The sequence below is a fragment of the Streptomyces sp. JN8 genome (genome assembly GCF_055808075.1).
Genome location: NZ_CM147852.1, coordinates 7,221,386 through 7,247,732, shown reverse-complemented (window position 1 = coordinate 7,247,732; position 26,347 = coordinate 7,221,386). Strand labels below are relative to the sequence as shown.

17 protein-coding genes and 1 tRNA gene are annotated in these 26,347 nt (G+C 74.1%); 5 read left to right on the top strand and 13 right to left on the bottom strand.

Annotated features, from left to right (window positions below; all coding sequences use genetic code 11):
- The 3 genes from ACY0MR_RS32035 to ACY0MR_RS32025 are packed head-to-tail and all read right to left on the bottom strand — an operon-like array spanning nt 1 to nt 2,977.
- A complete protein-coding gene (locus tag ACY0MR_RS32035; RefSeq protein WP_473556838.1) occupies nt 1–939 on the bottom strand; it encodes an ABC transporter permease in 939 nt (312 codons plus the stop codon).
- Complete coding sequence (locus ACY0MR_RS32030) at nt 927–1,826, bottom strand: ABC transporter permease (protein WP_473556836.1); 900 nt, start codon at nt 1,824–1,826, stop codon at nt 927–929. Before ACY0MR_RS32030 ends, ACY0MR_RS32035 begins: the two co-directional genes overlap by 13 nt.
- Entirely contained in the window at nt 1,826–2,977 is a 1,152-nt protein-coding gene (locus tag ACY0MR_RS32025) for an ABC transporter substrate-binding protein (protein ID WP_403310491.1), read from the bottom strand. The genes ACY0MR_RS32030 and ACY0MR_RS32025 overlap by 1 nt, the downstream gene beginning before the upstream one ends.
- Nucleotides 2,978–3,240: 263 nt before the next feature.
- On the opposite strand from ACY0MR_RS32025, the gene ACY0MR_RS32020 reads away from it, so the two are divergent.
- Complete coding sequence (locus ACY0MR_RS32020) at nt 3,241–3,990, top strand: GntR family transcriptional regulator (protein ID WP_388796712.1); 750 nt, start codon at nt 3,241–3,243, stop codon at nt 3,988–3,990.
- 85 nt (nt 3,991–4,075) lie between these two features.
- Here the strand turns inward: ACY0MR_RS32020 and ACY0MR_RS32015 are convergent.
- The 5 genes from ACY0MR_RS32015 to ACY0MR_RS31995 form a co-directional block, all read right to left on the bottom strand.
- A tRNA-Leu gene (locus tag ACY0MR_RS32015) sits at nt 4,076–4,160 on the bottom strand.
- 131 nt (nt 4,161–4,291) lie between these two features.
- Complete coding sequence (locus tag ACY0MR_RS32010; protein WP_473556832.1) at nt 4,292–5,788, bottom strand: SulP family inorganic anion transporter; 1,497 nt, start codon at nt 5,786–5,788, stop codon at nt 4,292–4,294.
- 188 nt (nt 5,789–5,976) lie between these two features.
- Entirely contained in the window at nt 5,977–7,707 is a 1,731-nt protein-coding gene (locus ACY0MR_RS32005; RefSeq protein WP_388796707.1) for an acyl-CoA dehydrogenase family protein, read from the bottom strand.
- A 57-nt stretch (nt 7,708–7,764) separates the two neighbouring features.
- Nucleotides 7,765–8,340, bottom strand: coding sequence for a PadR family transcriptional regulator (locus tag ACY0MR_RS32000; protein WP_388796704.1), 576 nt, complete (start codon nt 8,338–8,340; stop codon nt 7,765–7,767).
- Nucleotides 8,341–8,444: 104 nt separating this feature from the next.
- Entirely contained in the window at nt 8,445–10,271 is a 1,827-nt protein-coding gene (locus ACY0MR_RS31995; RefSeq protein ID WP_473556828.1) for a glycoside hydrolase family 15 protein, read from the bottom strand.
- Between the two features lie 777 nt (nt 10,272–11,048).
- On the opposite strand from ACY0MR_RS31995, the gene ACY0MR_RS31990 reads away from it, so the two are divergent.
- The gene (locus tag ACY0MR_RS31990; protein WP_361861742.1) at nt 11,049–11,966 is read left to right on the top strand and encodes a S1 family peptidase; all 918 of its coding nucleotides are present in this window, start codon (nt 11,049–11,051) and stop codon (nt 11,964–11,966) included.
- Nucleotides 11,967–12,030: 64 nt separating this feature from the next.
- On the opposite strand, the gene ACY0MR_RS31985 is transcribed toward ACY0MR_RS31990, so the two are convergent.
- Nucleotides 12,031–13,404, bottom strand: coding sequence for an MFS transporter (locus tag ACY0MR_RS31985; protein ID WP_404083250.1), 1,374 nt, complete (start codon nt 13,402–13,404; stop codon nt 12,031–12,033).
- A 36-nt stretch (nt 13,405–13,440) separates the two neighbouring features.
- The gene (locus tag ACY0MR_RS31980) at nt 13,441–14,922 is read right to left on the bottom strand and encodes a glutamate-cysteine ligase family protein (protein WP_473556824.1); all 1,482 of its coding nucleotides are present in this window, start codon (nt 14,920–14,922) and stop codon (nt 13,441–13,443) included.
- Between the two features lie 212 nt (nt 14,923–15,134).
- Between ACY0MR_RS31980 and ACY0MR_RS31975 the strand changes: the two genes are divergently transcribed.
- The 3 genes from ACY0MR_RS31975 (at nt 15,135) to katG (ending at nt 21,470) form a co-directional block, all read left to right on the top strand.
- The gene (locus ACY0MR_RS31975; RefSeq protein ID WP_473556821.1) at nt 15,135–17,354 is read left to right on the top strand and encodes a DUF4139 domain-containing protein; all 2,220 of its coding nucleotides are present in this window, start codon (nt 15,135–15,137) and stop codon (nt 17,352–17,354) included.
- 8 nt (nt 17,355–17,362) lie between these two features.
- Nucleotides 17,363–18,973, top strand: coding sequence for a DUF4139 domain-containing protein (locus ACY0MR_RS31970; protein ID WP_473556819.1), 1,611 nt, complete (start codon nt 17,363–17,365; stop codon nt 18,971–18,973).
- 337 nt (nt 18,974–19,310) lie between these two features.
- A complete protein-coding gene (gene katG, locus ACY0MR_RS31965; RefSeq protein ID WP_388798058.1) occupies nt 19,311–21,470 on the top strand; it encodes a catalase/peroxidase HPI in 2,160 nt (719 codons plus the stop codon).
- 18 nt (nt 21,471–21,488) lie between these two features.
- On the opposite strand, the gene ACY0MR_RS31960 is transcribed toward katG, so the two are convergent.
- Genes ACY0MR_RS31960 through ACY0MR_RS31950 form a run of 3 tightly spaced genes read right to left on the bottom strand, consistent with a single transcriptional unit; the run spans nt 21,489 to nt 26,270 of the window.
- On the bottom strand, nt 21,489–22,073 hold the full coding sequence (locus ACY0MR_RS31960) for a GAF domain-containing protein (RefSeq protein ID WP_361862290.1): 585 nt from the start codon (nt 22,071–22,073) through the stop codon (nt 21,489–21,491).
- A gap of 25 nt (nt 22,074–22,098) precedes the next feature.
- Complete coding sequence (locus ACY0MR_RS31955; protein ID WP_388796688.1) at nt 22,099–22,950, bottom strand: S8 family peptidase; 852 nt, start codon at nt 22,948–22,950, stop codon at nt 22,099–22,101.
- Entirely contained in the window at nt 22,947–26,270 is a 3,324-nt protein-coding gene (locus ACY0MR_RS31950) for an adenylate/guanylate cyclase domain-containing protein (RefSeq protein ID WP_473556818.1), read from the bottom strand. Before ACY0MR_RS31950 ends, ACY0MR_RS31955 begins: the two co-directional genes overlap by 4 nt.
- Between the last annotated feature and the right edge of the window lie 77 nt (nt 26,271–26,347).

The window sequence follows — 26,347 nt, the reverse complement described above, 5'->3', positions numbered from 1 at the left end:
TCAGGACTCCTTGGGCGAGGTGCGGGACGGGTGGGCGGGGCTCGGTGGGCCGGGCGTGCCGGTCGGCGCCGTTCCCGCCCGGGAGAGGACGAGCAGCAGGAGCCAGGTGACGACCAGGCTGAGCAGGGACACGGCGACCGACATGCGGGCGTGGGCCCCCGAGATGGACACGATCCACACGGCGAAGGGCCGGAAGCCGAGCAGCGAGGCGATGGTGAACTCGCCCAGGACGAGGGCCAGGGTGAGGAAGGCGGCGCCCGCGAGGGAGGGCCGGAGGTTGGGCAGGACGACGCGGAGCATCACGTACAGCCGGCCCGCACCGCAGTTGCGCGCGGCCTCCACCAGGGTGGGGACGTCGACGGCGCGCAGTCCGGCGTCGAGGGACCGGTACACGAAGGGCAGGGCCAGCACCGTGTACGCGAGGACCAGGACGAAGGGGAAGCTCTCGTTCTGCACCGCGAGGAACGTCTGGTAGAGCGGCGTCCGGGAGAAGTGGTCGGGACCCCAGCGCAGTACGGTGCTGATGCCGGTGACGAGCGCGATGGGCGGTACCACCAGCGGCAGCATGCACACCACCTCGACGACGGGCCGCAGGCGCGGCGCCCCGAGCCGTACGGCGACCAGGGCGGGCACGACGAGCAGCAGCGCGAGGGCGATCGTCGCGGCCGCAAGGCCGAGGGAGAGCAGGAGGCTCTCCGTGAAGCCGTCGGCGGCGAGCAGTTCGGTGTACGCCTCGAAGGAGACGCCCCGGCCGGGCGTGTGCACGGTGAACACGAACGAGGCGACCAGCGGGACGAGGAAGTAGGCGCCGCCGAGGCCGAGGACGAGTCCGCGCCAGACGCGGGGCCTGCGGCGGGACCGCCCGCGGGCGGGCTGCGGGTCCGCGGGGGCGGCGGGCTGCGGCGCGGCCTCCCGCGCGGTGGGGGTCATCGCAGCCATCGGGCGCTCCTGCGCTGGAGGGGGAGGTGGACGGCCATGACGAGTCCGGCGACGAGGATCATGTCGAGGCCGAGGGCGAGCGCGACGTTCTCCTGGCCGACGAGGACGTTCCCGGAGAGCGCGTCCGCGATCTTGAGGGTGACCAGCGGGACGGAGCCGCCGACGAGGGCGGCCGCGGTGGCGTGCGCGGCGAAGGCGCTGCCGAAGAGCAGTACGAACCCGCCGAGCAGGGACGGCGCGAGGACGGGGATGCCGACGTGGCGCCAGTACTGCCATCCTCCGGCGCCCGCGTTCTGCGCGGCCTCGCGCCACTGGGGGCGCAGGCCGTCGAGCGCGGGGAGGATCACCAGGACCATCAGCGGGACGAGGAAGTACAGGTAGACCACGGCGAGTCCGGTGAACGAGTACAGGTTCCAGCCGAGACGGTCCAGGTCGGCGAGCTGTGTCACGACGCCCGAGATGCCGACGGTCGCGATGAACGCGAACGCGAGGGGGACGCCGCCGAAGTTGGCGAGGACGCCGGAGGCGGTCTGCACGGCGTCGCGCAGGACCCGGGAGCGGGAGGTGACGACCGCCTGGGCGATGAGGACGCCGAGGACGGAGCCGATGAGGGCCGTGAGGGCGGAGAGCTGCACGCTGCCGACGAGCGAGCCCAGGTAGGGGCCCTGGAGGGAGCGGCCGAGGTGCTCGCCGGTCAGGGCGGTGGCGCCGGTGCCGGGGTCGGTGCGGGTCACGGCGCCGTACAGGAGGGCGCCGAGCGGCAGGCCGAAGCAGAGGCAGGTGAAGGCGAGGAGGGGGAGGACGGCGAGCCAGGTGCGCGGGCCGCGCCGCCGGCGGCGGGTGCCGCCGGCGGGTCCCCCGGTGGGGGTGGAGGAGGCGTCGGTCATCAGGAGACGGCCTTGTCCCACTTCTCGGCGAGGGTGGCCTTGGCCTGGTCGAGCTCGGCGGAGGCCGGGAAGGCGGGGGTGCCGGTGACGGCGGGCAGCTTCGCGACGAAGGTCTTGTCGGCGGTGCCGTCGGCGGTCATGGCCGGGAGCAGCACCGGGCGGGCGTAGCCCTTGAGCCAGAGGTTCTGGCCCTCGGTGCTGTAGAGGAACTCCATCCACAGGCGGGCGGCCGCGGGGTGCGGGGCGTCCTTGTTGACGGCCTGCGAGTAGAACTGGGCGTAGACGCCGTCGGTGGGCACGGCCACCTGCCAGTCGACGCCCTTGTCCTTGAACTGGTCGGCGTAGCCGGCGTTCAGGTAGTCCCAGTCGATGCTGATGGGGGTCTCCCCCTTCTCGACCGTGGCCGGGGTGGACTCGACGGGGATGAAGTTGCCGCTCTGCTTGAGCTTGCCGAAGAAGTCGATGCCGGGCTGGATGTCGGCGAAGGAGCCCTTGTTGGCGAGGGCGGCCGCGTAGACGCCGCCGAAGGCGGAGCCGGACTTGGTCGGGTTGCCGTTGAGCGCGACCTTGCCCTTGTACTCGGGCTTGAGCAGGTCGGCGAAGGTCTTGGGGCAGTTCGGGACGCGCTTGGCGTCGCAGCCGATGGAGACGTAGCCGCCGTAGTCGTTGTACCAGCGGCCTGCCTCGTCCTTCTGGGCGGCGGGGATCTTGTCCCAGGCCTCGACCTTGTAGGGGGCGAAGAGTCCTTCGTCGGCGCCGCTGCGGGCGAAGGCGATGCCGAGGTCCAGGACGTCGGGGGCGCGCTTCTGGCCCTTGCGGGACTTGACGGCGGCGATCTCGTCGGCGCTCGCGGCGTCCGGGTTCTCGCTCTCGATCCTGATGCCGTACTTGGCCTCGAAGGTCTTGATGAGTTCGCCGTAGTTGGCCCAGTCCGGCGGCAGCGCGATGACGTGGAGGGCGCCCTCCTTCCTGGCCGCCGCGACGAGGGCGTCCATGCCGCCGAAGTCCTTGGCGGAGGTCGCGGTGGCCGCCTCGGCACCGCCGCCCTCGGCACCGGCCGCGCCCTCGGGTGCGGCGCCGCAGGCGGTGGCGGTGGTCAGGACGGCGGCGCCGAGCAGCACGGCGGCACCGCGGAGAGGGGTTCTGCGCACGGGTTCTCCCAGAGGCGAGTGAAGGAACTTGTCTGAACAAGCCGCCCTCAGTTCGCCTGTGCGCGCTGTCCGCGAAGTGAACGGGGCATGACCGGATCCGGGCGCCTCACGGAAGAGCCGGATGCGGTGAACAGCAGGTGAATGCGGTGCACTTGGGATGATCGGGCGCCTCACGAAAAGACCGTCCGGTCGGGTTAGGCTGATCCCGGGACAGCACATGCCGTGACCGACTGCGCGCAGTCGCGCGAGGGAAGGGGGATGCCGTGACGGCGCTCTACGTGGAGATCGCGGAGGGGCTCCGCCGCTCGATCCTCAGCGGTGAGTACGCCGTCGGGGCCCGGCTGCCGTCCGAGAGCGACCTCGCCGCCCGCTGGGCCGCCTCGCGCGGCACGGTGCGCCAGGCCGTCGCCCTGCTCACCTCGGAGGGCCTCGTCGGTTCCCGCCAGGGCGCCCGCCGCATCGTCCTGCGGCGCGAGCGCCGGCACAGCTTCGCCGAGCTGCACAGCTTCGCCCAGTGGGCCCGGGCCATGGGCTACCGGGCCACCAGCCGCTTCCTGCACCGGGAGCGCCGGCCGGCCGGCCCCGAGGAGGCCCGCCGGCTGGTCCTGCCGGAGGGCGGCGGGGTCCTGGACGTCCTGCGGCTGCGGATGCTGGACGACGAGCCCGTGATGGTGGAGCGCACGGCGTACGCGGGCTGGGTGGCCCCCGTGGTCGAGGCGCTGCCCGTCGACTGCGCCTCGATCATGGACAGCATGGCGGAGGAGGCCGGGATCGTCGCCCACTACGGCGAGCACCTCATCGACGCCGTCCCGGCCGGCAGCGACGACGCCCGGCTCCTCGGGGTCCGTAGGGGAAGCCCGCTGCTGCGCCAGCGGCACCTCACCAGCAACCCGGACGGGCGCCCGATCGAATGGACCGACGACCGCTACCGCGCGGGCAGCGTGACGTTCAACGTGAGCAACTCGGTGGGCACGGCGCCGCTGGTGAGGGACCCGGGCGCGCTGCTGATGTGAGGCGGGCGGGCGGCCGTGCGGCGTGGAGACGGCGAAGCGGTGGCCGGGAGAGCTCCCGGCCACCGCTTCGTACGGCGAACCGTCGTGTCCGAGGGGGGACTTGAACCCCCACGCCCGATAAAGGGCACTAGCACCTCAAGCTAGCGCGTCTGCCATTCCGCCACCCGGACAGGGTGTGCGTCCCGGCGAGTGGTGATCACTCGCGGCGACAAGATGAATATATCAGGGCTCTGACCTGCACTTCACCTTCGTTTCCGGGACGGCCGCGGGGCCCGGCGGGGGCACCCCGCGGCCATGCTCCTCAGCCGCCCGCGAGTTCTCCGCTGAGCCGGCCGTGCAGCGCGGCGCTGGGGTCGTTCAGGCCGGTGATCTCCACCGCCTTGCCGCGCTGCGCGTACTTCGCCTCGATCGCGTCGAGGACGGCGACGGACGAGGCGTCCCAGACGTGGGCCGCCGAGAGGTCGATGACGACCCGGTCCGGATCCGTGGCGTACGCGAACCGGTCCACGAGCCCGTCGACCGACGCGAAGAACAGCGCGCCCGTCACCCGGTAGACCGCGGTCGTGCCGTCGGGACCGGTCACGGCGGTGACCTCGGCGTGGCGGGCCACCCGCCGCGCGAAGATCAGCGCGGCGGTGACCGAGCCGGCGACGACGCCGACGGCGAGGTTGTGCGTGGCGACCACGCACACCACGGTGATCACCATGACGGCGATCTCCCCGGCGGGCATGCGCCGGAGGGTCGCGGGGGCGATCGAGTGCCAGTCGAAGGTCGCGAAGCAGACCATGATCATGACGGCGACGAGCGCGGCCATGGGGATGTCCGAGACGAGCGGCCCGAAGACGAGGCAGAGCACCATCAGGAACGCCCCGGCGAGGAACGTCGACAGCCGGGTCCGGGCGCCGGACACCTTCACGTTGATCATCGTCTGGCCGATCATGGCGCAGCCGCCCATGCCGCCGAAGAAGCCGGTGACGATGTTCGCGACGCCCTGGCCGACGGACTCCCGGGTCTTGTCCGAAGGGGTGTCGGTGATGTCGTCGACGAGCCGCGCGGTCATCAGGGACTCCATCAGACCGACGAGCGCCATCGCGAAGGCGTACGGCGCGATCGTCGTCAGCGTGTCGGCGGTGAACGGCACGTCCGGCAGACCGGGCGTCGGCAGCGCGGACGGCAGCTCGCCCTTGTCCCCCACCGTGGGGACGGCGATCCCGGCGCCCACGGTCACGACGGTGAGGACCACGATGGAGACCAGCGGCGCCGGGACCACCGTGGTGATCCTGGGGAGGAACACCAACAGGAGCAGTCCGGCCGCCAGGAGCGGATAGACCGCCCAGGGGACGTCCGTCAGCTCCGACATCTGGGTGATGAAGATCAGGACGGCCAGCGCGTTCACGAATCCGACCATCACGGAGCGCGGGATGAACCGCATCAGCTTCGCCACCCCGAGCAGGCCGAGCACCACCTGGAAGACGCCGGCCAGGATCACGGCGGCGACCAGGTGACCGAAGCCGTGCTCACGGTTGAGCGGGGCGATGACGAGCGCGACGGCACCGGTCGCGGCGGAGATCATCGCCCGTCGTCCGCCGACGACCGCGATGGTCACGGCCATGGTGAAGGACGCGAAGAGACCGATCGCGGGGTCGACCCCGGCGATGATCGAGAAGGAGATCGCCTCGGGGATCAGCGCGAGGGCGACGACCAGGCCGGCCAGCACCTCGGTGCGCCACACCGCGGGGTCGGCCAGCCAGTCGGGACGCAGGCGCGCGAGGGACGCACGGGCGGGCGAAGAGGACAAGGGAGGGGGAACCTGTCACGCGTGGGCACGCCCCTCGGGGGACGGATCCGGGGCGTGGGGGAACGGGGCCGGGGGCGTCTTCGGCCCCGACATGACGACGGCGGGGCCGCCGTACGCCGCCCACGCCGCGGACGATTCTACGGGACCGGCCCCGGAGACCTCCGGGGCCGGTCCTCGACGGCGGGCCGCTACCGCGCCGTCTCGTACGTCCCCGACAGCGCCTCCACGCGCTGCCAGACCCGGCCCGAGCGGGCCTCGTCGACCACCGGACGGCGGACGGCACCGAGCGCCCAGGCCTGCTGCTGCCCGGTCGCGGAGTCCTTGCCATGCAGTTCCACGGCGTGCGCCGAGAAGTCCCGGACGAGCACGGCGAACAGCTCGTCGAGGACGTCCTCGTCGAGGCCGGTCAGGCGCGCCTGCTCCAGGACCAGCTGGCCGTGGACGACGAGCGCGAAGAGCTGGCCGACGGCGAGCAGGAGGTCGAGGTCGCGGCTCTGCTCCTCGTCGGGCGCGGCGGTGCGCACGAACGCGCAGAGCGCGTCGGCCTGCTCGCGGAAGCGGGCGACGTTCGGCACGGTCGCGTACGCGTCGTACGCTGGCCGCCAGTCGTGGAAGCGGACGGAGCCCAGTCCCCGGGCCGGTCCCTGCCGGAAGAGGAAGGTGTCGTCGGCGGCGTCCAGCCGGGTCGGCACGGGCGCGTACTCGGCCGGGGCGAGGAGGTGGTTCCGCATGAACTTCAGGATCAGCGCCAGGTTGACGTGGACCGTGCCCTCCAGCTTGGGGAGGCCGCGGATCTCGACGGCCGCCTGCGCGAAGTAGGTGTCCTTCTCGAAGCCCTTGGCGGCGATGACGTCCCACATCAGGTCGATGACCTTCTCGCCCTCCGTGGTCACCTTCATCTTCGTCATCGGGTTGAAGAGGAGGTAGCGGCGGTCCTCGGGGCCGGCGGAGCGGAAGTAGTCGACGGCGCGGTCGCTGAACAGCTTCATGCCGACCAGCCGGACGTACGCGTCGGCCAGCTCGCGCCGCACGTGCGGGAAGGCGGTGACCGGGCGGCCGTAGAGGATGCGGTTCTGGGCGTGGGTGACGGCCTCGTACATCGCGTGCTCGCAGATGCCGATCGAGGCGGTGCACAGGTTGAACTTGCCGACGTTGACGGTGTTGAGCGCGGCGTCGAAGGCGGCCCGGCCGGTGTGCAGGACGTCCTCGGCGGCGACCGGGTAGTCCTCCAGGCGGAACTCGCTGACGAACTTGGAGGAGTCGACGACGTTCTTGACCAGGTGGTAGGCCGGGTGGCGGCTGTCGGCGGCGAAGAAGACGTAGCCGTCGGGGCCCTCGACGTCGGTGCGGCGGCCGAAGACGGAGACGAGTCCGGCGGCGTTGCCGTTGCCGATGTAGTACTTGGAACCGGTGGCGCGGAAGCCGCCGTCGGCCTGCGGCTCCAGGAGCATGTCGGTGGAGTAGATGTCGGCGCCGTGGGTCTTCTCGGAGAGGCCGAAGGCGAACACCTCGCCCTGGGCGAGGAGTGCGGCGGCGCGGGCACGGGCGGCGGCGTTGTCGCTCTGCCAGACCGGGCCGAGGCCGAGGATGGTGACCTGCCAGGCGTACCAGTAGTCGAGGCCGTAGAAGCCGAGGATCTCGTTGAGGGCGGCGATCCGGGCGGTGTCCCAGCGCTTGTCCGTCCCGTCCCCGGCGTCGCCGGCCTCGGCGGAGGGCGTCAGGAAGGTCTCGAAGAGTCCCTCCTCGGCGGAGAAGGCGAGGAAGTCGCCGAGCCAGGCGCGGGTGCGGTAGTCCTCGATCAGCCGGCGCTTGCCGCGGGCCTCGAACCAGTCGACGGTGGCGCGGAGCAGCCGCCGGGTCTCCGGGTCGAAGTGCGCCGGGTCGTAGGTGTGCGGGTTGAAGAGCAGCGAGTCGGCCATGGGCTCCGTCTTTCGGTCCGGTGGAGTGCGGTGGGCGTGGCGGTGCGGGGGCGCGCCTCAGCGCGCGGCGGCGAGCCGGTGGAGGGTGGCGAGGACGTCGTCGAGCCAGGCGAGCGTCATCCGCTCGTACGCGATGCCGCCGCGCAGGACGACGTGCTGGAGCTCACGGCCGGCGTCGAGCGGGCCGGTGGCCGCGGGCGCGTCGGGGGCGGGCGGCGCCGGGAAGTCGCGGGCCTCGCCGGCCAGGTAGTGGGCGAGGCGGTCGGTGTGCGCCCGGTGGTGCCGCTCGACCTCCGCGATCAGCGCGGCGGGGTCGTCGAAGGCGGCGCCCCGGATCTTGACCGCGAGGTCGTGCCGGATGCTCTCGGGCTCGATGGGCTCGTGCAGCCAGCTGGACAGGACGGCCTGCCCGAGGTCGGCGACGGTGTACTCCTTCTTGTCCGGACGGCCCTGCTGCGGCACGTCGCGGACGTCGATCCAGCCGTCGTTCTCCATCCGCTTGAGGACGCGGTAGATCTGCTGGTGGCTGGCCGTCCAGAAGTATCCGATGGACCGCTCGAAGCGGCGGGCCAGCTCGTAGCCGGACCCGGGCTTCTCCAGCAGGGACACGAGAATCGCGTGTTCGATCGCCACACCGGAATCCTTCTATGCAACTCGTTGCATAGGCAAGTCCGGGCGCTCCGGTGAGACGCGGCTCACCGCGCACGGGCCCGGTCGCCGCCCCGGGGCACGACGGCTCAGCCCCGCTCGGCGGCCCTGTCCAGTTCCTCGTCGAGGGCCATCGCGGCCGTGATGAGGGCGAGGTGGGTGAACGCCTGCGGGAAGTTCCCGAGCTGTTCGCCGGTGCGGCCGATCTCCTCCGCGAAGAGGCCGACGTGGTTGGCGTAGGTCAGCATCTTGTCCATCGCGAAGCGGGCCTGGTCGAGGCGGCCGGCCCGGGCGAGGGCCTCCACGTAGAGGAAGCTGCAGAGCGAGAAGGTGCCCTCCTCGCCGCGCAGCCCGTCCGGGGACGCCTCGGGGTTGTAGCGGTAGACCAGGCTGTCGGTGACCAGCTCGCGGTCCATGGCGTCGAGCGTGGAGAGCCAGGAGGGCGCCCTCGGCGAGATGAAGCCGACGAGCGGCATGAGCAGCAGGGAGGCGTCGAGCACCTCGCTGTCGTAGTGCTGGACGAAGGCCCGACGCTCGGGGTTCCAGCCTCGCTCCATGACCTGGACCAGGATCGCGTCGCGCTGAGCGGTCCAGCGGACGAGGTCGGCGGGGCGGGCGTACGCGGTGGCGAGCCGGATGCCGCGGTCGAGGGCCACCCAGCACATCATCCGGCTGTACGTGAAGTCCTTGCGCCCGCCCCGTGTCTCCCAGATGCCCTCGTCGGGCCGGTCCCAGTGGTCGCAGAGCCAGTCGAGGAGCGCTGCGAACCCCTTCCACCCCTCGTAGCCGGCGAGCTCGGCCACGTCCGACGAGTGGGTCACGGCGTAGGCGAACTCGCCGTAGATGTCGAGCTGGAGCTGGTCGGCGGCGCCGTTGCCGGCGCGGACGGGGAAGGAGTCGCGGTAGCCGGACAGGTGCTCCAGGACCTCCTCCGAGAGGTGGGGGTCCCCGTCGACCCGGTACATGATCTGCATCGGCTCCCCGCCGGGCGGTCGGGGAGCGCGCCCGCGCCCGCCGAGCCAGCGGCGGAACGCGTCGGCCTCCTCGATGTACCCGAGGTCGAGGAGGACCCGCACCGAGAAGGAGGCGTCGCGGATCCAGGTGTAGCGGTAGTCCCAGTTCCGCTCGCCGCCGATCTGCTCCGGGAGGCCCATGGTGGGGGCGGCGATCGGCGCGCCGGACGGGGCGTAGATGAGCAGTTTGAGGGTGATGGCCGAGCGGTTGACCATGCTCTGCCAGCGTCCCCGGTAGCGGCAGCGGCGCATCCATCCGTGCCAGAAGAGGCGGGTCTCCTCCAGGGCGGCCTCCAGGGCCTCCTCGGTGATCGGCTCGGGGGCGGCGCCTTCCGGTGCGCAGGTCTCCAGGACGATTCCGGCGGTCTCGCCGTGCCGGAGGGTGACGGTGCCGCGGACGTCCCGCCCGTCGGCCTCCAGGGGGATGCTGCTGCGCAGGTGCACGTCGAGGCCGGGGCCGTGGAAGGCGGCGGCGGCGCCGTCGAGGGTGAGGGTGTGCGGCGCGCGGCCGTAGTCGAAGCGCGGCCGGCAGGCGACGTCGAAGGTGAGGGTGCCGCGGACCACCCGCAGGGCCCGCACGAGGCGGTGCCGGTCGGTGGCCGCCTCGGGCCGCGGGCCGACGGGCATGAAGTCGACGACCTCGCCGACGCCCTCCGGGGTGAGGAACCGGGTGATGAGGACGGCGGTGTCGGGCAGGTAGAGCTGGCGGACGGTGACGTCCTCGTGCGCGGGCGCGATGGTGAAGTGGCCGCCGCGCTCCTGGTCGAGCAGCGAGGCGAAGATGCTCGGCGAGTCGAAGCGGGGGGCGCAGAACCAGTCGACGGCGCCGTCGGCGGAGACCAGGGCGGCGGTCTGCAGGTCGCCGATCAGTCCGTGGTTGGCGATCGGAGGGTACTCGGGCACGAGCCACCTCGATTCTCCCGCGGCTCCGGGCCTCCGGTGCCACTGCTCGGATCCACCCAACCCGGCGGGTGGCGGACCGGCAACGCGGAGGGACCGACCGGGCGAACCGCGCCTCGCCGGGGCTTCGGCGTACGCGGCTCCGCGACGACGGGCCAGGGCGCGAACCGGCCATTCGGTCGCCCGGACGGAGGGCACGATTCCGGCATTGAGGGGGCGGTCGCGTCCGGAGCACCGGCGCGGGGACGCCTCTTCGGCACGCGGCGGGAGGTCCGCCCGCGCACCTGGCCCTCGGGTGCCGCGGGGCCCGGCTCTGTGCGGTTGCTACGCCCCCGGCCGGCCGTCGGCGCCCTCACCCGCCCGGCCGCGCCGACGGTGGGCCCCGGGGTGCGGAACCGGCGCGGGGCCGGGGGCTGAACTGGGGCGTCGACATCCGCCCTGCCGCTTCCCGGACGTGTCCTCCCGTCTTCAACCACCGTCCGGAATCGTTCCCCTGAAGGGGTGTCGGCAAGTTTCCGTAAGCACTTGCACACCGCCCCGCGTCCCCCTCCACCGGGACGCCCCCTCCGCCGCGACGACCCCCTCGCGGCGCTCGGGCGCCAGGAACGCGCGTAGATCGGCCGAAAGGAATCCTTGTCGCCGGGCCGCCCGGATTCGAGGATTCCCCTGTCGAGATGACAGGTCCATGGCGAGCTGACTCCCTCGTCCGGGGCCCGCCCGCTCGGCGCCGACGGGACCGCCCACCCAGCGGTTCCCCCCACTCCCCCACCGGAGGATCCAGTGAACCTCAAGCGTCTGTCCCCCCTCGGCGGCGCGGCCAAGGGCGCACGGCTGATCGCCGTGGCCTCGGCCCTGCTCGCCGCCTCGGCGCTTGCAGTCCCCGCCTCGAACGCCGCCACCGCGGTGGAGGGCCGGGCCACCGCCGCCCAACTCGCGGTCGCGGACCAGGCCGTACGCGGAGCCGATGTGCCCGGCACCGCGTGGTACACCGACCAGGCGACCGGGAAGATCGTCCTCACCGCCGACTCCACCGTCTCCGCCGCCGAGATCGCCAAGATCAAGAAGGCGGCGGGCGACCGCGCCGGCAGCCTGGACATCAAGCGGACGCCCGGCACGTTCAACAAGCTCATCGCGGGCGGCCAGGCCATCTACGCGGGCGGCGGACGCTGCTCGCTCGGCTTCAACGTTCGCAGCGGATCCACCTACTACGCCCTCACCGCCGGCCACTGCACCAACATCGGCAGCACCTGGTACACCAACTCGGCCAACACCACGGTGCTCGGCACCCGGGCCGGCTCCAGCTTCCCGACCAACGACTACGGCATCATCCGGCACTCCAACGCCTCGGCGGCGGACGGCCGGGTCTACCTCTACAACGGCAGCTACCGCGACATCACCGGGGCGGGCAACCCCTCCGTCGGCCAGTCGGTGCAGCGCAGCGGCAGCACCACCGGTCTGCGCAGCGGCACGGTCACCGGCCTCAACGCGACCGTCAACTACGGCGGCGGCGACGTCGTCTACGGCCTGATCCAGACCAACGTCTGCGCCGAGCCCGGCGACAGCGGCGGCGCGCTCTTCTCCGGCACCACCGCGCTGGGCCTCACCTCGGGCGGCAGCGGCAACTGCAGCAGCGGCGGCACCACCTTCTTCCAGCCGGTGACCGAGGCGCTGAGCGCGTACGGCGTGAGCGTCTTCTAGCCCCACCCCTCTCGACCGGCGCACCGAGGCCGGCGGTCCCCCACGGACCGCCGGCCTCTCGGCGTCAGCGGTCCAGGTCCCGGTGGGCGGTCTCCGGAAGCCTGAGGTACACCGCCGAGGAGACCAGGCACAGCGCGGCCACGTACCAGGGGAACGCCCCCGGCACGTCCCACTCCTTGAAGAGCGTGCCGACGTACGGCGCCGTGCCGCCGAAGAGCGCCACCGTCAGCGAGTACGGGAAGCCGATCCCGGCCGCCCGCACCCGGGCGGGGAACATCTCCGCGTTGACGGCGGCGGAGATCGAGGTGAAGCCGGTCAGCAGCACCATGCCCGCGCACTGGACGAGGAGCAGCGAGAGGAACGACCCGTCCAGCGAGCGCAGCAGCGGGACGGCGAGCACAGCGAACCCGATGCCGAAGAAGAGCAGCGAGGGCTTGCGGCCGAACCGGTCGGAGAGCAGTCCGCCGACCGGTTGCAACAGAGCGAAGAACGCCAGCGAGAGCGTCCCCGCCAGCAGCGCGTCCGCCTTGTCGATACCGGTGTTGAGCTCGGCGTACGTGGGGAGGTAGGAGGTCCACGTGTAGTACGCGAGCGTGCCGCCGGCCGTGATGCCCCCGATCAGCAGGGAGGCCCGGGGGTGGTGGCGCAGGGCGTCGAAGAGCCCCGGCCGCGGGGCCTCGCGCTGCGCGGCGCTCCGGGTCTCCTCCGCGCCCCGGCGGATCCAGAACCCGGCGAGGCTGAACACCGCGCCGAGCAGGAACGGAATGCGCCAGCCCCAGCCGTTCATCCGGTCCTCGCCGAGCAGGCCGACCAGCAGAGCGGCGATGCCGGAGGCGGCGAGCTGGCCGGCGGAGGTGGAGACGTACTGGAAGGAGGAGAACAGCCCGCGCCGGCCGGGGCCCGCCGACTCGACGAGGAAGGTGGTCGAGGCCGCGAACTCCCCGCCCACCGACAGGCCCTGGAGCAGGCGGGCGATCACGAGCACGACGGGGGCGAGGACCCCGGCCGTCGCGTACGTCGGGGTGAGGCCGACCAGCAGGCTGCTGCCGCCCATGAGCAGGATCGTCGCCGTGAGGGCGGCCCGCCGTCCGCGCCGGTCGGCGAGCGCGCCCATGAGGAGTCCTCCGACGGGGCGCATGAAGAAGCCGACGGCGAAGACGGCGAAGGTCGACAGGAGGGGGACGAGGGAGTTCCCCGAGCTCCGGGGGAAGACCTGGTGCGCGAGGTAGGCGGCGAGGAAGGTGTAGGCGTACCAGTCGTACCACTCCACGGCGTTGCCGACGGAGGCCGCGAGGAGCTGGCGTAACGGACGCCGGGCGGCGGGTGGTCGCGGCGACGGCCCCGCGGTCCCGGGGCCGGGGGCCTCGGCCGGGTACGGCGCGGGGGCGTCGGAGGCGGGGCGGGTGGACGCGTCGGGCGCGGGAGGCGTGTCGGTCATGATCACGCCCTGCCCGCGGTCCCCCCGCCGTACGCCTCAGTCGACCGGCCAGGTGTGGGCCGGCGCGTTCAGGTGCATGAACTCGATGTACTGCTGTGTCATCCGCCGCAGCGCCTCGTGTCGGTCCGCGTGGTCGATGTCGTGGAGGTGATGGAACATCTCGGACTGCCACACCGCTCCGTTGCGACCGCTGACGCACCGCTGCTCGATGACGCCCAGGAGCGGCTCGCGCCGGGACGCCTCCAGGCCCATCCGCTCGAGTCCGCGGTCCGCGAGGGGCAGCAGCCGCCGCAGGACCAGCTCCGTCACCGGCACCTCGCCCATCCCCGGCCAGTACACCTGCGCGTCGATGCCGTGGCGGGCGGCGGTGTGCAGGTTGTCCTCGGCGGTGGCGAAGGACATCCGCGACCAGACCGGCCGGTCCTCGTCGACCAGGGCGCGGACCAGACCGTAGTAGAACGCGCCGTTCGCCAGCGTGTCGGCGACGGTGGGCCCGGCGGGCAGCACCCGGTTCTCCACGCGGAGGTGCGGGACGTCGTCGACCACGTCGTAGACGGGACGGTTCCAGCGGTAGACGGTGCCGTTGTGGAGGGTGAGCTCGGACAGCGTCGGCGCCCCGCCCCGGTCGAGGACCTCCTCCGGGTCCTCCTCGTCGCAGAGGGGCAGCAGCGCCGGGAAGTAGCGCGCGTTCTCCTCGAAGAGGTCGAACACGGAGGTGATCCACCGCTCGCCGAACCACACCCGCGGCCGCACGCCCTGCACCTTGAGCTCGTCCGGCCGGGTGTCGGTGGCCTGCTCGAAGAGGGGGATCCGCGTCTCCCGCCACAACTCCTTGGAGAACAGGAACGGCGAGTTCGCCGCAAGCGCCACCTGCACGCCCGCCACGGCCTGTGCGGCGTTCCAGTAGCCGGCGAACTCGTCCGGGGCCACCTGGAGGTGGAACTGGGTGCTGGTGCAGGCCGCCTCCGGCGTGATCGTCTCCGCGCGGGTGCGCAGCCGCTCCACCCCGTCCACCGAGATCAGCAGGTCCTCGCCGCGGGCGGCGAAGATCTGCTCGTTCAGCAGGTGGTAGCGGGGGTTCTCGGAGAGCGAGGAGGGACCCGCGTCGTCCCGCTCCAGCGTCGGCAGGATGCCGATCATGACCAGGTGCGCGCCGATGCCCGCCGCCTGCTGCTCGGCGTGGTTGAGCGCGTCGCGGATCTCCTGCTCCCAGGAGTCGGGGCCGCCGCCCGCGCTCAGCCGCCGCGGTTCGAGGTTGATCTCCAGGTTGAACCGGCCCAGCTCCGTCGACCAGGCCGGGTCGGCGATCGCGTCGAGCACGTCGGTGCTGCGCATGGCCGGTTCCCCGGTGGCGTCCACCACGTTCAGCTCGATCTCCAGGCCGACCTGCGGCCGCTCGAAGTCGAACCGCGACTCGCGCAGCATCCGCGCGAACACGTCGAGGCACGCGTGCACCTTGTTCCGGAACCGGCGACGGTCTTCCCGGGTGAACTCCTGCGCCGGGACGTCACGTCCCATCGGGCCCTCCCGAGTCTCGTCGGCACGGACCCCCGGCTACCAGCGTCCCACTCCCGGCGCCCGCCAACCACCGAAGCGGCCCGGGGGCCCTTCCCGCGCGGCCCGCGGCGGGCGGTCCGGGCGAAGCCCTCGGTGGGTGTCGGTGCCCGGGCGTAGGCTTCGTCACGCCGCGGGCGAGGCGGGACGGCACGACAGGACGGGGGCGGGGGCGCATGACGCCTGGAACAGCTGGTACGACGGCCGGAGCCGACGGGACGGACGGCACGGCGGGCACGAGCGGGGCGGACGGCACGGCCGGGACCGCGCCGGCGTGGGGATCGGAGCTCGACTCGGTCGTCGTGTACGCGCAGGGGGCGCTCTGCCGCCGCCTGGCGCGGGGCGTCCTGCCCCCGGACGGCCGGGTGCGGGTCACGGGACTGCCGCGCTCGCTCGACCCCGGCTCGCTGCGCGCCCGGGTCCTGGGCGACTCCGGGGTACGGGTCACCGAGGCCCGGCTGCGGATCGAGGCCGAGCCGCTCACCGCCGACCCCGGCGCCTCCGAGAGCCTGCGGCAGGAGGTGGAGCGGCTCACCGAGGCGCACGCGGCGGCCCGGGGGCGGCGGGACCGTCAGCGGGCCCTGATCGCCGAGGTCGCCGGGGTGCGCCCGGTGCCGCCGCCCCGCAAGCGGGACGACCCGCACCGCCGCACCCCGGTCGAGGCCTGGCTGGAGCTCGCCGACTTCGTCGACGAGCGGCTCACCGGGCTGCACGCCCGGCTCGCGGAGCTGGAGGAGGAGCTGGTCCGGGCCGAGCACGCCCGGTCGGTGGCCGCGGACCGGCTCGCCCGTGCCTCCGGCGCCGCCCCTTCGCCCCACGTGGAGACCACCGTGTCCGCCGTCCTCACCCTGGTGGCGGGAACGGGCGGCGCAGCCCCGGCGGACGGCGGGGAGGCCGCGTCGGGGCCGGACGCGCCCGAGGTGCGGCTGGAAGTGGAGTACGGGGTGCCGGGCGCCGTCTGGGTGCCCGCCTACCGGCTCACGCACCGTCAGGGCGACGGCACCGGGCGGCTGGTGCTGCGCGCCTCGGTCGCACAGCGCACCGGCGAGGACTGGAGCGGAGTCCGCATCGCCCTGGCCACGGCCGACCTGCGCCGCCGCACCGACCTGCCGAAGCTCCGCTCGATCCGGATCGGGCGCCGCCAGGAGGCCCCCGCCCCGTCCGGCTGGCGCGAGCCCCCGGCGGGGCTCGCCGACCTCTTCACCGGCTACGCGGCGGCGGGACCGCGCCCCGCCGCGCGGCGCGCACCCCTGGACGGCCCCGCGGTGCCCGTCGCCACCGGAGGAGGGTCCGTCCCCGGTCCGGTCCCGATGCCCCCGGCGGTCTCCGCCGGGCCGCCGGTGCCCCCTCCGGCCCCGCAGCCCTACGGAGCACCGCCTCCGCCCGGGGGGTACGGCTCCGCTCCCGAGGCCTTCGCACGCGCGGCCGCTCCGATGCGGCCGGGCGGCCGGCCGCGGGGCGGCGGTCAGTCGTTCGCGGGCGCTCCGGCCCCCGCCGCCATGGCCCCCGCGGCTCCCGCGCCCCCGGGGGGCGTCCCTGCACCGCCGCCGCCCCCGCCGGGACCGCCGCGCCCGAGCGGCGACGAACTCGACTACGCCGCCCTGGTCCTGTCCGGCCCCGACGAGCCGGCCGCGCGCAGGGGCCGACTGTTCCCCGGCCCGTCCTTCGACGCCGTGGGAGCGGAGTACCGCCGCCGCGCCGACGCCGTGGCCTCGCTGCCGCTGCCCGGCCACGCCGTGCGGCCGCGGGAGTCCGCGGGCTCCTTCGACCACCGCTTCGACGCCGCGGCCCGCGCCGACGTGCCGTCGGACGGGACCTGGCACACCGTCACCGTCGGGGAGATCCCCGTCGGGCTGCGCACCGAGTACCTGTGCGTTCCGTCGGTGGAGCAGACCGTGTACGCGACCCTGGTCCTGTCCAACGCCACGGACCAGGCGCTGCTCGCGGGACCGGTGGAGGTCTCCGTCGACGACGACTTCCTGCTGACCACCGCGCTGCCCACGCTCGCCCCCGGCGGCGTCCGCAGGGTGGGTCTCGGACCGGCCGAGGGCATCCGGGTCACCCGGCGCACCCATCTGAACGAGTCGACCGCGGGCCTGCGGAACAACGTCACCGTGCTCGACCACCGCGTCCACGTCGAGCTGGTCAACGGGCTCGCGCGGCCCGCCCCGGTCGAGATCCGCGAGCGCGTGCCGGTCACCTCCGACGCCGACGTGCGCATCGAGGAGCGGGCCGACTGGACGACGCCCGCGGACGGGGACGCCGAGCGGCACGCCCCGGGCACCCGCGTCTGGCGGGTGGAGCTGCCCGCCGGCGGCACCACCGCCCTCGACGGCGGGTACGAGATCCGCATCCCGGCCGGCAAAGCCCTGGTCGGCGGAAACCGCAGGAGCTGAGGCACCCCATGTCCACCGACTCGAAGACGATCGCCGGAGGCGGCACGGCCGCTCCCGGCGCCCACGGGCCCGTTCCCGTGATCCCCGCTCCCGTCACCGCCGTCACCTGCCTGGAGGACCGCGCCCAGATCGAGCGGGCCGTCGAGCTCGACCTGGCGGGCGGGGTCCAGCGGCTGCGGCTCGGACCGGTCACCGCGCTGGCCGTCGACCGCACCCTGCACGCCGACCAGACCGCCGGCCGTCCCGCCACCGTGCACGACGTCCGGATCGTCCGTTCCTGGGAGCCGCGCGCACCGCGGCCCGGCGACGACGACTCCGCCCTGCGCCACCGCGTCCACGCCCTCGAAGAGGAGCAGGTCGCCCTGGAGCGGCGGCGCGAGCGGCTCAGGACCCGGCTCGACGTCCTCGGCGGACTCGCCGCCGACCTGCTGCGGGACATCGGCGAGGGCGCCGGTTCCGGCGAGGCCGAAGGACCCCGCTGGAGCCGCGCACTGGACCGGGTGGACGCCGAGCGCGACACCTGCGGCGAGCGGCTGCGCGCGGCCGACACCCGGTCGGCCGCCCTCGGGGCCGAACTCGACGAGGTCCTGCGGGCCGTGGACGACGCCGAGGAGGAGCCCGCCGAGCTGGTGGCCCACGTCGAGCTGACCGTGGAGGCGACGGCGGCCGGCCCGGTCGGGCTGGTGCTGAGCCACCTCGTGCCGTGCGCCCTGTGGCGGCCGGCCTACCGGGCGGTGCTCGACGGGCCGGAGGTGACCCTGGAGACGGACGCCATGGTCTGGCAGCGTACGGGCGAGGACTGGAGCGGGGTCGGGCTGACGCTGTCGACCGCCCGGTCGTCCACGGCCACCGAGCCGCCCTCGCTGGACGAGGACCGGCTGGCGCTCAAGGACCGCACGGCGGCCGAGCGCCGTACGGTCGACGTCGAACTGCGCGAGGAGGACGTCAGCGACCTGGGCCCCGTCCCGGTCCTCGGCCTGCCCGGCGTGGACGACGGCGGCGAGACGCGGGTGCTGCACTCCCCCGCGCCGGTCTCGGTGCCCTCCGACGGGCGCGCGCACCGGGTGCCGCTCTCCGTCTTCGGCACGGCCGCGCGGAGCGAGTACGCCTGCTCGCCCGAGGTGTCGCCGCTGGTCACCCAGGTGGTGCGGTTCGACAACCGGTCCGGGCACGTGCTGCTCGCGGGACCCGTGGACCTGGTCCGCGGCGGCGGGTTCGGCGGCCGGGGCACGCTCGGGTTCACCACCCCCGGCGCCCCCGTCGAGATCGCCTTCGGCAGCCGCGACGACCACCGGGTGGTCCGGGAGGCGGAGGAGACCCGGGACACCACCGGGATCACCCAGCGGACGGTGGTGACCCGCACGGTCCGGCTGCACGTGTCCCGGTTCTCGGCCCCCGGGGAGTCGGACGACCGGGTGGTCGTGCTCCGGGAGCGGATCCCGGTCTCGGAGGTCTCGGCGGTGGAGGTGCGGCTCCGCAAGGAGGCCTGCTCCCCGGCGCCCGACACGATCGACGCCGAGGGCATCGCCCGCTGGGACGTCACCCTGCCGCCCGGCGGGCGGCGCACCGTCACGCTGGTGTACGAGCTGTCGGCGAGCTCCAGGGTCGCGGGGCTCTGAGGGAAATGCGGCGGGGGTGCGGGGCGAGGTCGCCCCGCACCCCCGCCGCCTTTTCCGTGGGCCGCTCATAGGATTTCCCTCTTCTCGCACGCATTCCTGGGCCGGGGCGATTCCCGGCCCCGGATTCTCCGCTCGGCCGCCTTTTCGCATTCCGCCCGCCGGTTACGCGGCGGCGCCCTGCGTGTTCTCTTAGCGGTGCGGTCCGCGGTGCGCGACCATACGGACGCCGAGTCGCCGTGCCCGACACCGGAGAAGCGACGTCACGCGCACGCGGCCGGCCGACGGAAACATCGCGACAGGAAGAAGGACGTACGTGTCCGAGAGCGAGAACCCGGCAATCCCCTCCCCGGCCCCGAAGGAGACGCGCCCCAGGACGAACCGGGACTGGTGGCCGAACCAGCTGGACCTCTCGGTCCTCCACCAGCACTCGCCCCAGGCCAGTCCGATGGACGAGGACTTCGACTACGCGGCGGAGTTCGCGACCCTCGACGTCGACGCCCTGAAGCGGGACGTCTTCGAGGTGATGACGGCCTCGCAGGACTGGTGGCCGGCCGACTACGGCCACTACGGCCCGCTCTTCATCCGGATGAGCTGGCACGCGGCGGGGACGTACCGCATCGAGGACGGCCGGGGCGGCGGCGGCTCCGGCGCGCAGCGTTTCGCCCCGCTCAACAGCTGGCCCGACAACGCCAGCCTGGACAAGGCGCGCCGGCTTCTGTGGCCGGTGAAGCAGAAGTACGGCCGGAAGGTCTCCTGGGCCGATCTCCTGGTCTTCGCCGGGAACTGCGCGATGGAGTCCATGGGATTCAAGACGTTCGGATTCGGATTCGGCCGGGAGGACATCTGGGAGCCCGAGGAGGTCTTCTGGGGCCCCGAGGACACCTGGCTCGGAGACGAGCGGTACAGCGGGGACCGGGAACTCACCGGTCCTTTCGGAGCGGTTCAGATGGGCCTGATCTACGTCAATCCCGAGGGCCCCAACGGAAATCCGGACCCGATCGCCGCGGCCCGCGACATCCGCGAGACGTTCGGCCGGATGGCGATGGACGACGAGGAGACGGCCGCGCTGATCATCGGCGGTCACACCTTCGGGAAGTGCCACGGGGCGGTCGACCCCTCGTGCGTCGGGCCGGAGCCCGAGGCCGCCCCCGTCGAGCAGCAGGCCCTCGGCTGGCGCAACACCTGCGGCAGCGGCAAGGGCGCCGACGCGCTCACCAGCGGCCTGGAGGGGGCGTGGACGACCGCGCCCACCCGCTGGGACAACGGCTACCTGGACAACCTCTTCCGGTACGACTGGGAACTGACGACGAGTCCGGCCGGGGCCCGGCAGTGGACCCCCACCGACCCCGCGGCGCGGGACACGGTGCCGGACGCCCACGACCCGTCGAAGCGGCACGCTCCGATGATGCTCACCACGGACCTCTCGCTGAAGCTCGATCCCGTCTACGCACCGATCGCGAAGCGCTTCCACGAGAACCCGGACCAGCTCGCGGACGCCTTCGCCCGCGCCTGGTACAAGCTGCTGCACCGTGACATGGGGCCCGTCTCCCGGTACCTCGGCCCCTGGATCCCGGAGCCGCAGCTCTGGCAGGACCCGGTCCCGGCGGTCGACCACACGCTGGTCTCCGACGCGGACGTCGCCGCCCTGAAGACCCGGATCCTCGACTCGGGGCTCTCCGTCTCCGCGCTGGCCGCCACCGCGTGGGCGGCGGCGGCCGGCTTCCGCGGCACGGACAAGCGCGGCGGCGCCAACGGCGCGCGGATCCGGCTCGCGCCGCAGAAGGACTGGGAGTCCAACGCCGTCCCGGAGGTGACCGAGACGGTGGCCGCCCTCGACCGGATCCGCGGGGAGTTCGACGGCTCCCGCTCCGACGGGGTGCGGATCTCGCTCGCCGACCTGATCGTGCTGGGCGGCTGCGCGGCCGTCGAGCGGGCCGCGAAGGACGCCGGCCACGACATCACGGTGCCCTTCTCGCCGGGGCGCACCGACGCGTCGCAGGAGCAGACGGACGTGGAGTCGTTCGCCGTGCTCGAACCGCGGGCCGACGGCTTCCGCAACTACCTCCGGGCGGGCGAGAAGCTGTCGCCGGAGACCCTGCTCCTCGACCGGGCGAACCTGCTGACGCTGACCGCGCCGGAGATGACGGTCCTCGTCGGCGGCATGCGGGCGCTGGACACCGGCTTCCGCACGTCCCGGCACGGGGTGCTGACCGACCGTCCCGGGGTCCTCACCAACGACTTCTTCGTGAACCTGCTCGACATGGGCACGGAGTGGAAGCCGTCGGCGGCCACCGAGAACGTCTACGAGGGCCGGGACCGGACCACCGGCGAGGTCCGCTGGACGGCCACCGCCGCCGACCTCGTGTTCGGCTCGAACTCGCAGCTCCGCGCGCTGTCGGAGGTCTACGGGTCGCGGGACGGGGGCGAGAAGTTCGTCCGCGACTTCGTGGCGGCCTGGCACAAGGTCATGGAGCTGGACCGGTTCGACCTCTCCTGAGCCGCGCCCCGGGCGCTCTCACTCCTCCAGGAGTCGGCGGGCCTCCGCGAGGAGCCGGAGGAGTTCGGTGCGCGCCGGGTCCTCGGGGGCGGCGGGCGCCGCCCCGCGCGGCGCGTGGGTGGTGAGGACGTGCAGGGCGACGGCGGCCTGCCGGGCGAAGAGGCTCAGCAGGTCCAGCTCGGACAGGCTGGACCGGGCCTGCTGCGAGGGGTCGAGGACCTCCAGTACGCCGAGGACCCGGTCCCCGTGCACGAGCGGCGCGGCCATCAGCGCGTTCGGGACGAAGCCGGTGGAGCGGGCGACGTCCCGGTCGAAGGACGTGCTGTCGTGGAGGTCGTCGACGACCATCGGCTCGCCCGAGGCGGCGACCCAGCCGGCGATCCCCCGGCCCGCCGGGAAGCGTCGGCCCACCAGGAACTCCTGCCCCTGCCCGGAGACGGCCTCGAAGACGAGCTCGTCCGCCTCCGCCTCCAGGAGCAGGATGGAGCTCGCCTCGGCGCCGAAGATGGCGCGCGCGGTGTCCACGACCGACTGCAGAAGCTCCGCCATGGCCGGATCGGGCCGGGGCGCGGGTGACACGGCGGGGGCGATCGTCTGGGCCATGGGGATTCCCTTCCGGCGCCGGTCGTTACCGGCTGTCGTGGACACGGACGTTGGCGGCGGACAGGTACAGGGCGTTCTTCAGCTGGAACGGGGTCAGCCGCGGCCGGACGGACAGGATCCGCGCGCAGAGCCCGGCGACGAACGGGGTGGCGAAGCTGTTGCCCGAGGTGCGGATCGACGTGCCGCCGAGCCACGCCACCTGCACCCGCTGGCCCGGGGCGAAGAACTCCACCGGAGGTTCGGGGTTGTAGAGGTGGAGGTCGGGGTCGTCCTCCTGGTGGCTGCCCACGGAGATCACCGAGGAGAAGCGCCAGGGGAAGCTCTCGACATGGGTGTTGTGCGCGGAGGCGACGATCACGGTCTGCTGGAAGTACGCCTCGTCGGCCAGCCTGCGCAGCTCCTCCACGAAGCGGTCGCGGCTGGTGGAGAGGGAGAGGTTGACGACGTCGAAGCGCTGCCGGACGGCCCACCGGATCCCTTCGAGGAGGATGTCGCCGCTGCCGGAGAAGCGCTCGCCGAGCACCCGGACGCTGGACAGCTCGCAGTCCGGCGCGGTGCGGCGGATGATGCCGGCGCAGGCGGTGCCGTGGCCGCAGGCGTCTCCCTCGTCGGTCTCCTCGACGTGCACGCCGTCGTCGTCCTTGACGACGCGCCAGGACCGGTCGACGGGGCCGACCATGGGGTGGTCCCGCTCGACCCCCGAGTCGACCACGCAGACGCGTACGCCGCGCCCGGTCCCGCCGAGCAGGCCGCCCTCGGGCGGCTCCGGTGGGTGGTCGGCCTCCACGGGCACGTCGGCGGGGCCGCGTCCGCGCAGGCCCCAGGTGAGTCCGGGGGCGGGGGCCGCGGCACGGGCCGCTTGCTGACCGGTGGTCATCGTGGTGCGTCCTTTCCGGTTCCGGCGGGCGCCGGGCCGACGGGCTCGGTCCGGGGCGCTCGGCCCTGGCAGCGCAGGGCGACCTCCTCGGCCCGGCGCGCGGCGGGGAGGTGCCCCTTGGCGGCGAAGCTCCGCCGGGCGCGCGCCGCCGCCTCGCCCGCGTCATCCGTCCGTCCCAGGGCGAGGGACGTCCTGGCCGCGTCCAGGGCGGCGAGGCCCTGGACGATGGGCGAGTCGGTGAGGGCGGCGGTGGCGAGGGCCCGGTCGGCCAGCCGGGCGGCGGCCTCGGCGTCCCCCCGTTCGGCGGCGATCCGGGCGCGCAGGCCGTCGAGGTCGGCCGACTCGGCGCGCGGCCGGGAGGCCTCGGCCGGGCCGCCCGCCTGCTCCAGGGCGGCGAGGATGCCGTGGGCGGTATGCCACTCCCCCAGGTCGAGGCGGATCCGGGTGGCGTCGAGGAGCGCGCTGCGCAGCAGTCCCGTGGCGCCGAGGGCGCGTGCGGCGGTGGCGGCCCGTTCGAGGCCGTCCAGGGCCTCCTCGCGACGCCCGGCGAGCTCGTCGACGGTCGCGGTGAAGAGCGGCAGGAAGGCGTCGGTCTCGGCGTATCCGAGGCGCTGGGCGAGCCGTTCGGCCTCGGCGAGGCAGGCGAGCGCGCCGTCGCGGTCGTCGTGGAGGGCGAGGACGACGGCCAGCGGGCAGTTGAGGGTGAGCCGCACGGCCCGGCGGCCGGCGCCCTGTTCCGCCAGCAGGGCGCGGCAGCGGGTCACGGCGTCCGCGACGGGCAGGGGCCCGCGCCAGAGGGAGACCCCCATCGCTCCGAGGGTCGCGGCCCGCTCCGGCTCGGCGTCGGCCCGTACGGCGTGGCCGAGGGCCCGGTCGAGGAGCCGCTCCGCGTCGCGGTGGCGGCCCTGCTCCTGGGCGTGCTGGGCGAGTCGCAGGCAGGCCCGGGCCTGGCCGAACTCGTCGCCGGCCGCGGCGAAGACGGGCAGCGTGGCGGCGGCGGCGCCGGCCGGGGTCTCGGCGGGGCCGCCCGGCGGCCCGGCGGGCTCGACAGTCGTCTCGGCCGGGTCGCCGGGCGTCTGGGTGGGGTCCATCGGGTCGTGCGCGGCGATCGTGGTCGCCGCCCGTCGCTCCGGGCCCGTCCGCCGGGCGTCCGTTCCTTGGGCGTCCGTGGGATCGCCCGGCGGCGGGCCGACGGACGCCAGGCTCAGTCGGGCGTGGGCGGCCTCCACGGCCTCCACCGTGTCCGTCGCGGCCGTCGGGGGCTCCGCCAGGACCTCTTCGAGCAGCGTCCGGCCCTCCGGGACGCGCCCGAGGTCGAGCAGGGTCTGGCCGAGCCGCCGTCGGGTCGCGGTGCGGCCGGGCTCCCCCTCCGTGTAGCGGGCGGCGGCCCGGCCCAGCAGGTCGGCGGCCCAGACGGGGTCGGCGTGGGCGAGGGCCACGCGGCCGCCCTCGGCGAGGGCGTCGGCGGCGCGGCGGCGCAGTCCGTCGGTGTGCGGGTCCTGGGCGCCCAGCTCGACGCGGTAGCGGTACGCCTGTTCCAGATGGGCGCCGACCGCCGCGCTGCCGCGCCGCCGGACCGTGTCGAGGCGGGCCGCGCGCTCGTGCCGGTCGGCCCGGTCCTGCTTGGACTGGGTGGTGTGGACGACCTCCTGGACGAGCCCTCCGGCGAAGCGGAACGCCCCGCCGTCGGGCCTGATGAGGCGGTGCCGGACCAGTCGGTGCAGGGTGGTGCGGAGCTGGGACGCGGTCCACGTCTCCGCGGGGGGCGCGGCGAGCGCGAGGAGTTCGTCGGAGGTGAAGTCGCCGTCGAGGACGGACGCCAGGCCGAGGGCCTGCTGCTCGGGTGGCGCGAGGGCGTCGATCCGGGCCCCGATCAGGGCCTGGAGCGGCAGCGGGACGCGGTCCGCGTCGACGGGCCCGCCGGCGACCAGCAGTTGCTCCAGGTGCAGCGGGTTCCCGCCGACCCGTGCCAGGACCTGGGGGGCGAGGGGCGCGCTGCCGGCCGTTCGGCCGGTCAGCCCGGCCGCCAGGAGCTGGGCCTCGGCGTCGGAGAGGCCGCCCACCAGGACGGCCCCCTCGGCGAGGGCCGGCCGGGTGTCGAACAGCTGGGGGCGGGTGAGCAGGACGAGGAGCACGGGCGCGTCGGCGAGGGCGCGCAGGAGCCGGTCGAGGGCGTCGAAGAGCGGCGGGGCGGCCCACTGACAGTCGTCGACGACCAGCACGACGGGCTGCGTCCCGGACAGCTCGGCGAGCACCTTGGCGAGGGCGGCGCAGGTGTCCGCGGGGGACGGGTTGGGGGTCCCGTCGAGGAGGAGGCCCTGGTGGAGGAGGTCGAGTTCGGGCGAGGGCGGGACCGTGCCGGCGTTCTTGAGCAGCCCGGCCACGGCGTCGGCGAGGGGTCCGAGGCTGGGCTGGGCGCCCCGGGACCGGCAGCGGCCGACCCCGTGGCGGGGGACGGCGGCGGGGAGGGGCGTGGGCTCGGAGGCCCGGTGCAGCCACTCCCGTACCAGCCGGGTCTTGCCCTGGCCCGCCTCGCCGACCACGACGAGCCGGTCGGCGCTCCGCCCGTGCTCCACCCGGCCCAGTACCTGTGTCATCAGGGCCAGTTCGCGCTCACGTCCGACGAAGCCGACGTCGAAGCGGCGCAGGGCCTCGGGGCCGTCCTCGTCGTCCAGGGCGAGGAGGCGGTGCGCGGCCACCCGGTCGCTCTTGCCCTTGAGGAGCAGGGGGCCCGTCGGCGCGGTGCGGAGGCCGGGTCCGACGGCCGCCAGCGTGTCGGGGCCGAGGAGGATCTCCCCGGCCGCCGCGTTCTGCTCCAGGCGGGCGGCGACGTTCACCACCTCGCCCGAGACCATGGCCTGCCGCTGCGTGGCCGAACCCGTCACGGCCTGACCGGTGTTGATGCCGATGCGCATGTCGAGCCGTACGCCCACGGCCTCCTCCAGGCGCGCGTTGAACCCGGTGAGGGCCTCCCGCATGGCCAGGGCCGCGGAGGCCGCCCTGCGTGCGTCGTCCTCGCGGACCGTCGGCACGCCGAAGACCGCCATCACCGCGTCCCCGATGAACTTCTCCACGGTGCCGCCCTGTTCCTCGATCCGCAGCCGCATCAGGTCGAACCAGCGGAGCGAGACCGATCTCAGGGTCTCCGCGTCGAGGGCCCCCGAGAGCGCGGTGGAGCCGACCAGGTCGCAGAAGAGGACCGTCACGACCTTGCGGCCGGTGGGCCGGGCCGTGACCGGCCCGGGAGCGCACGGGCTGCCGCAGGACGGGCAGAACCGGGCTCCGGGCGGCAGTGCGCTCCGGCACGAGGCGCAGGTCATGGGTTCCTCCGGTCGGCGGGGGTCGGCGGGTTCGGCGGTGGGGCGGGGTGCCGCCCGGGCGGCGGGCGGCCGGGGCG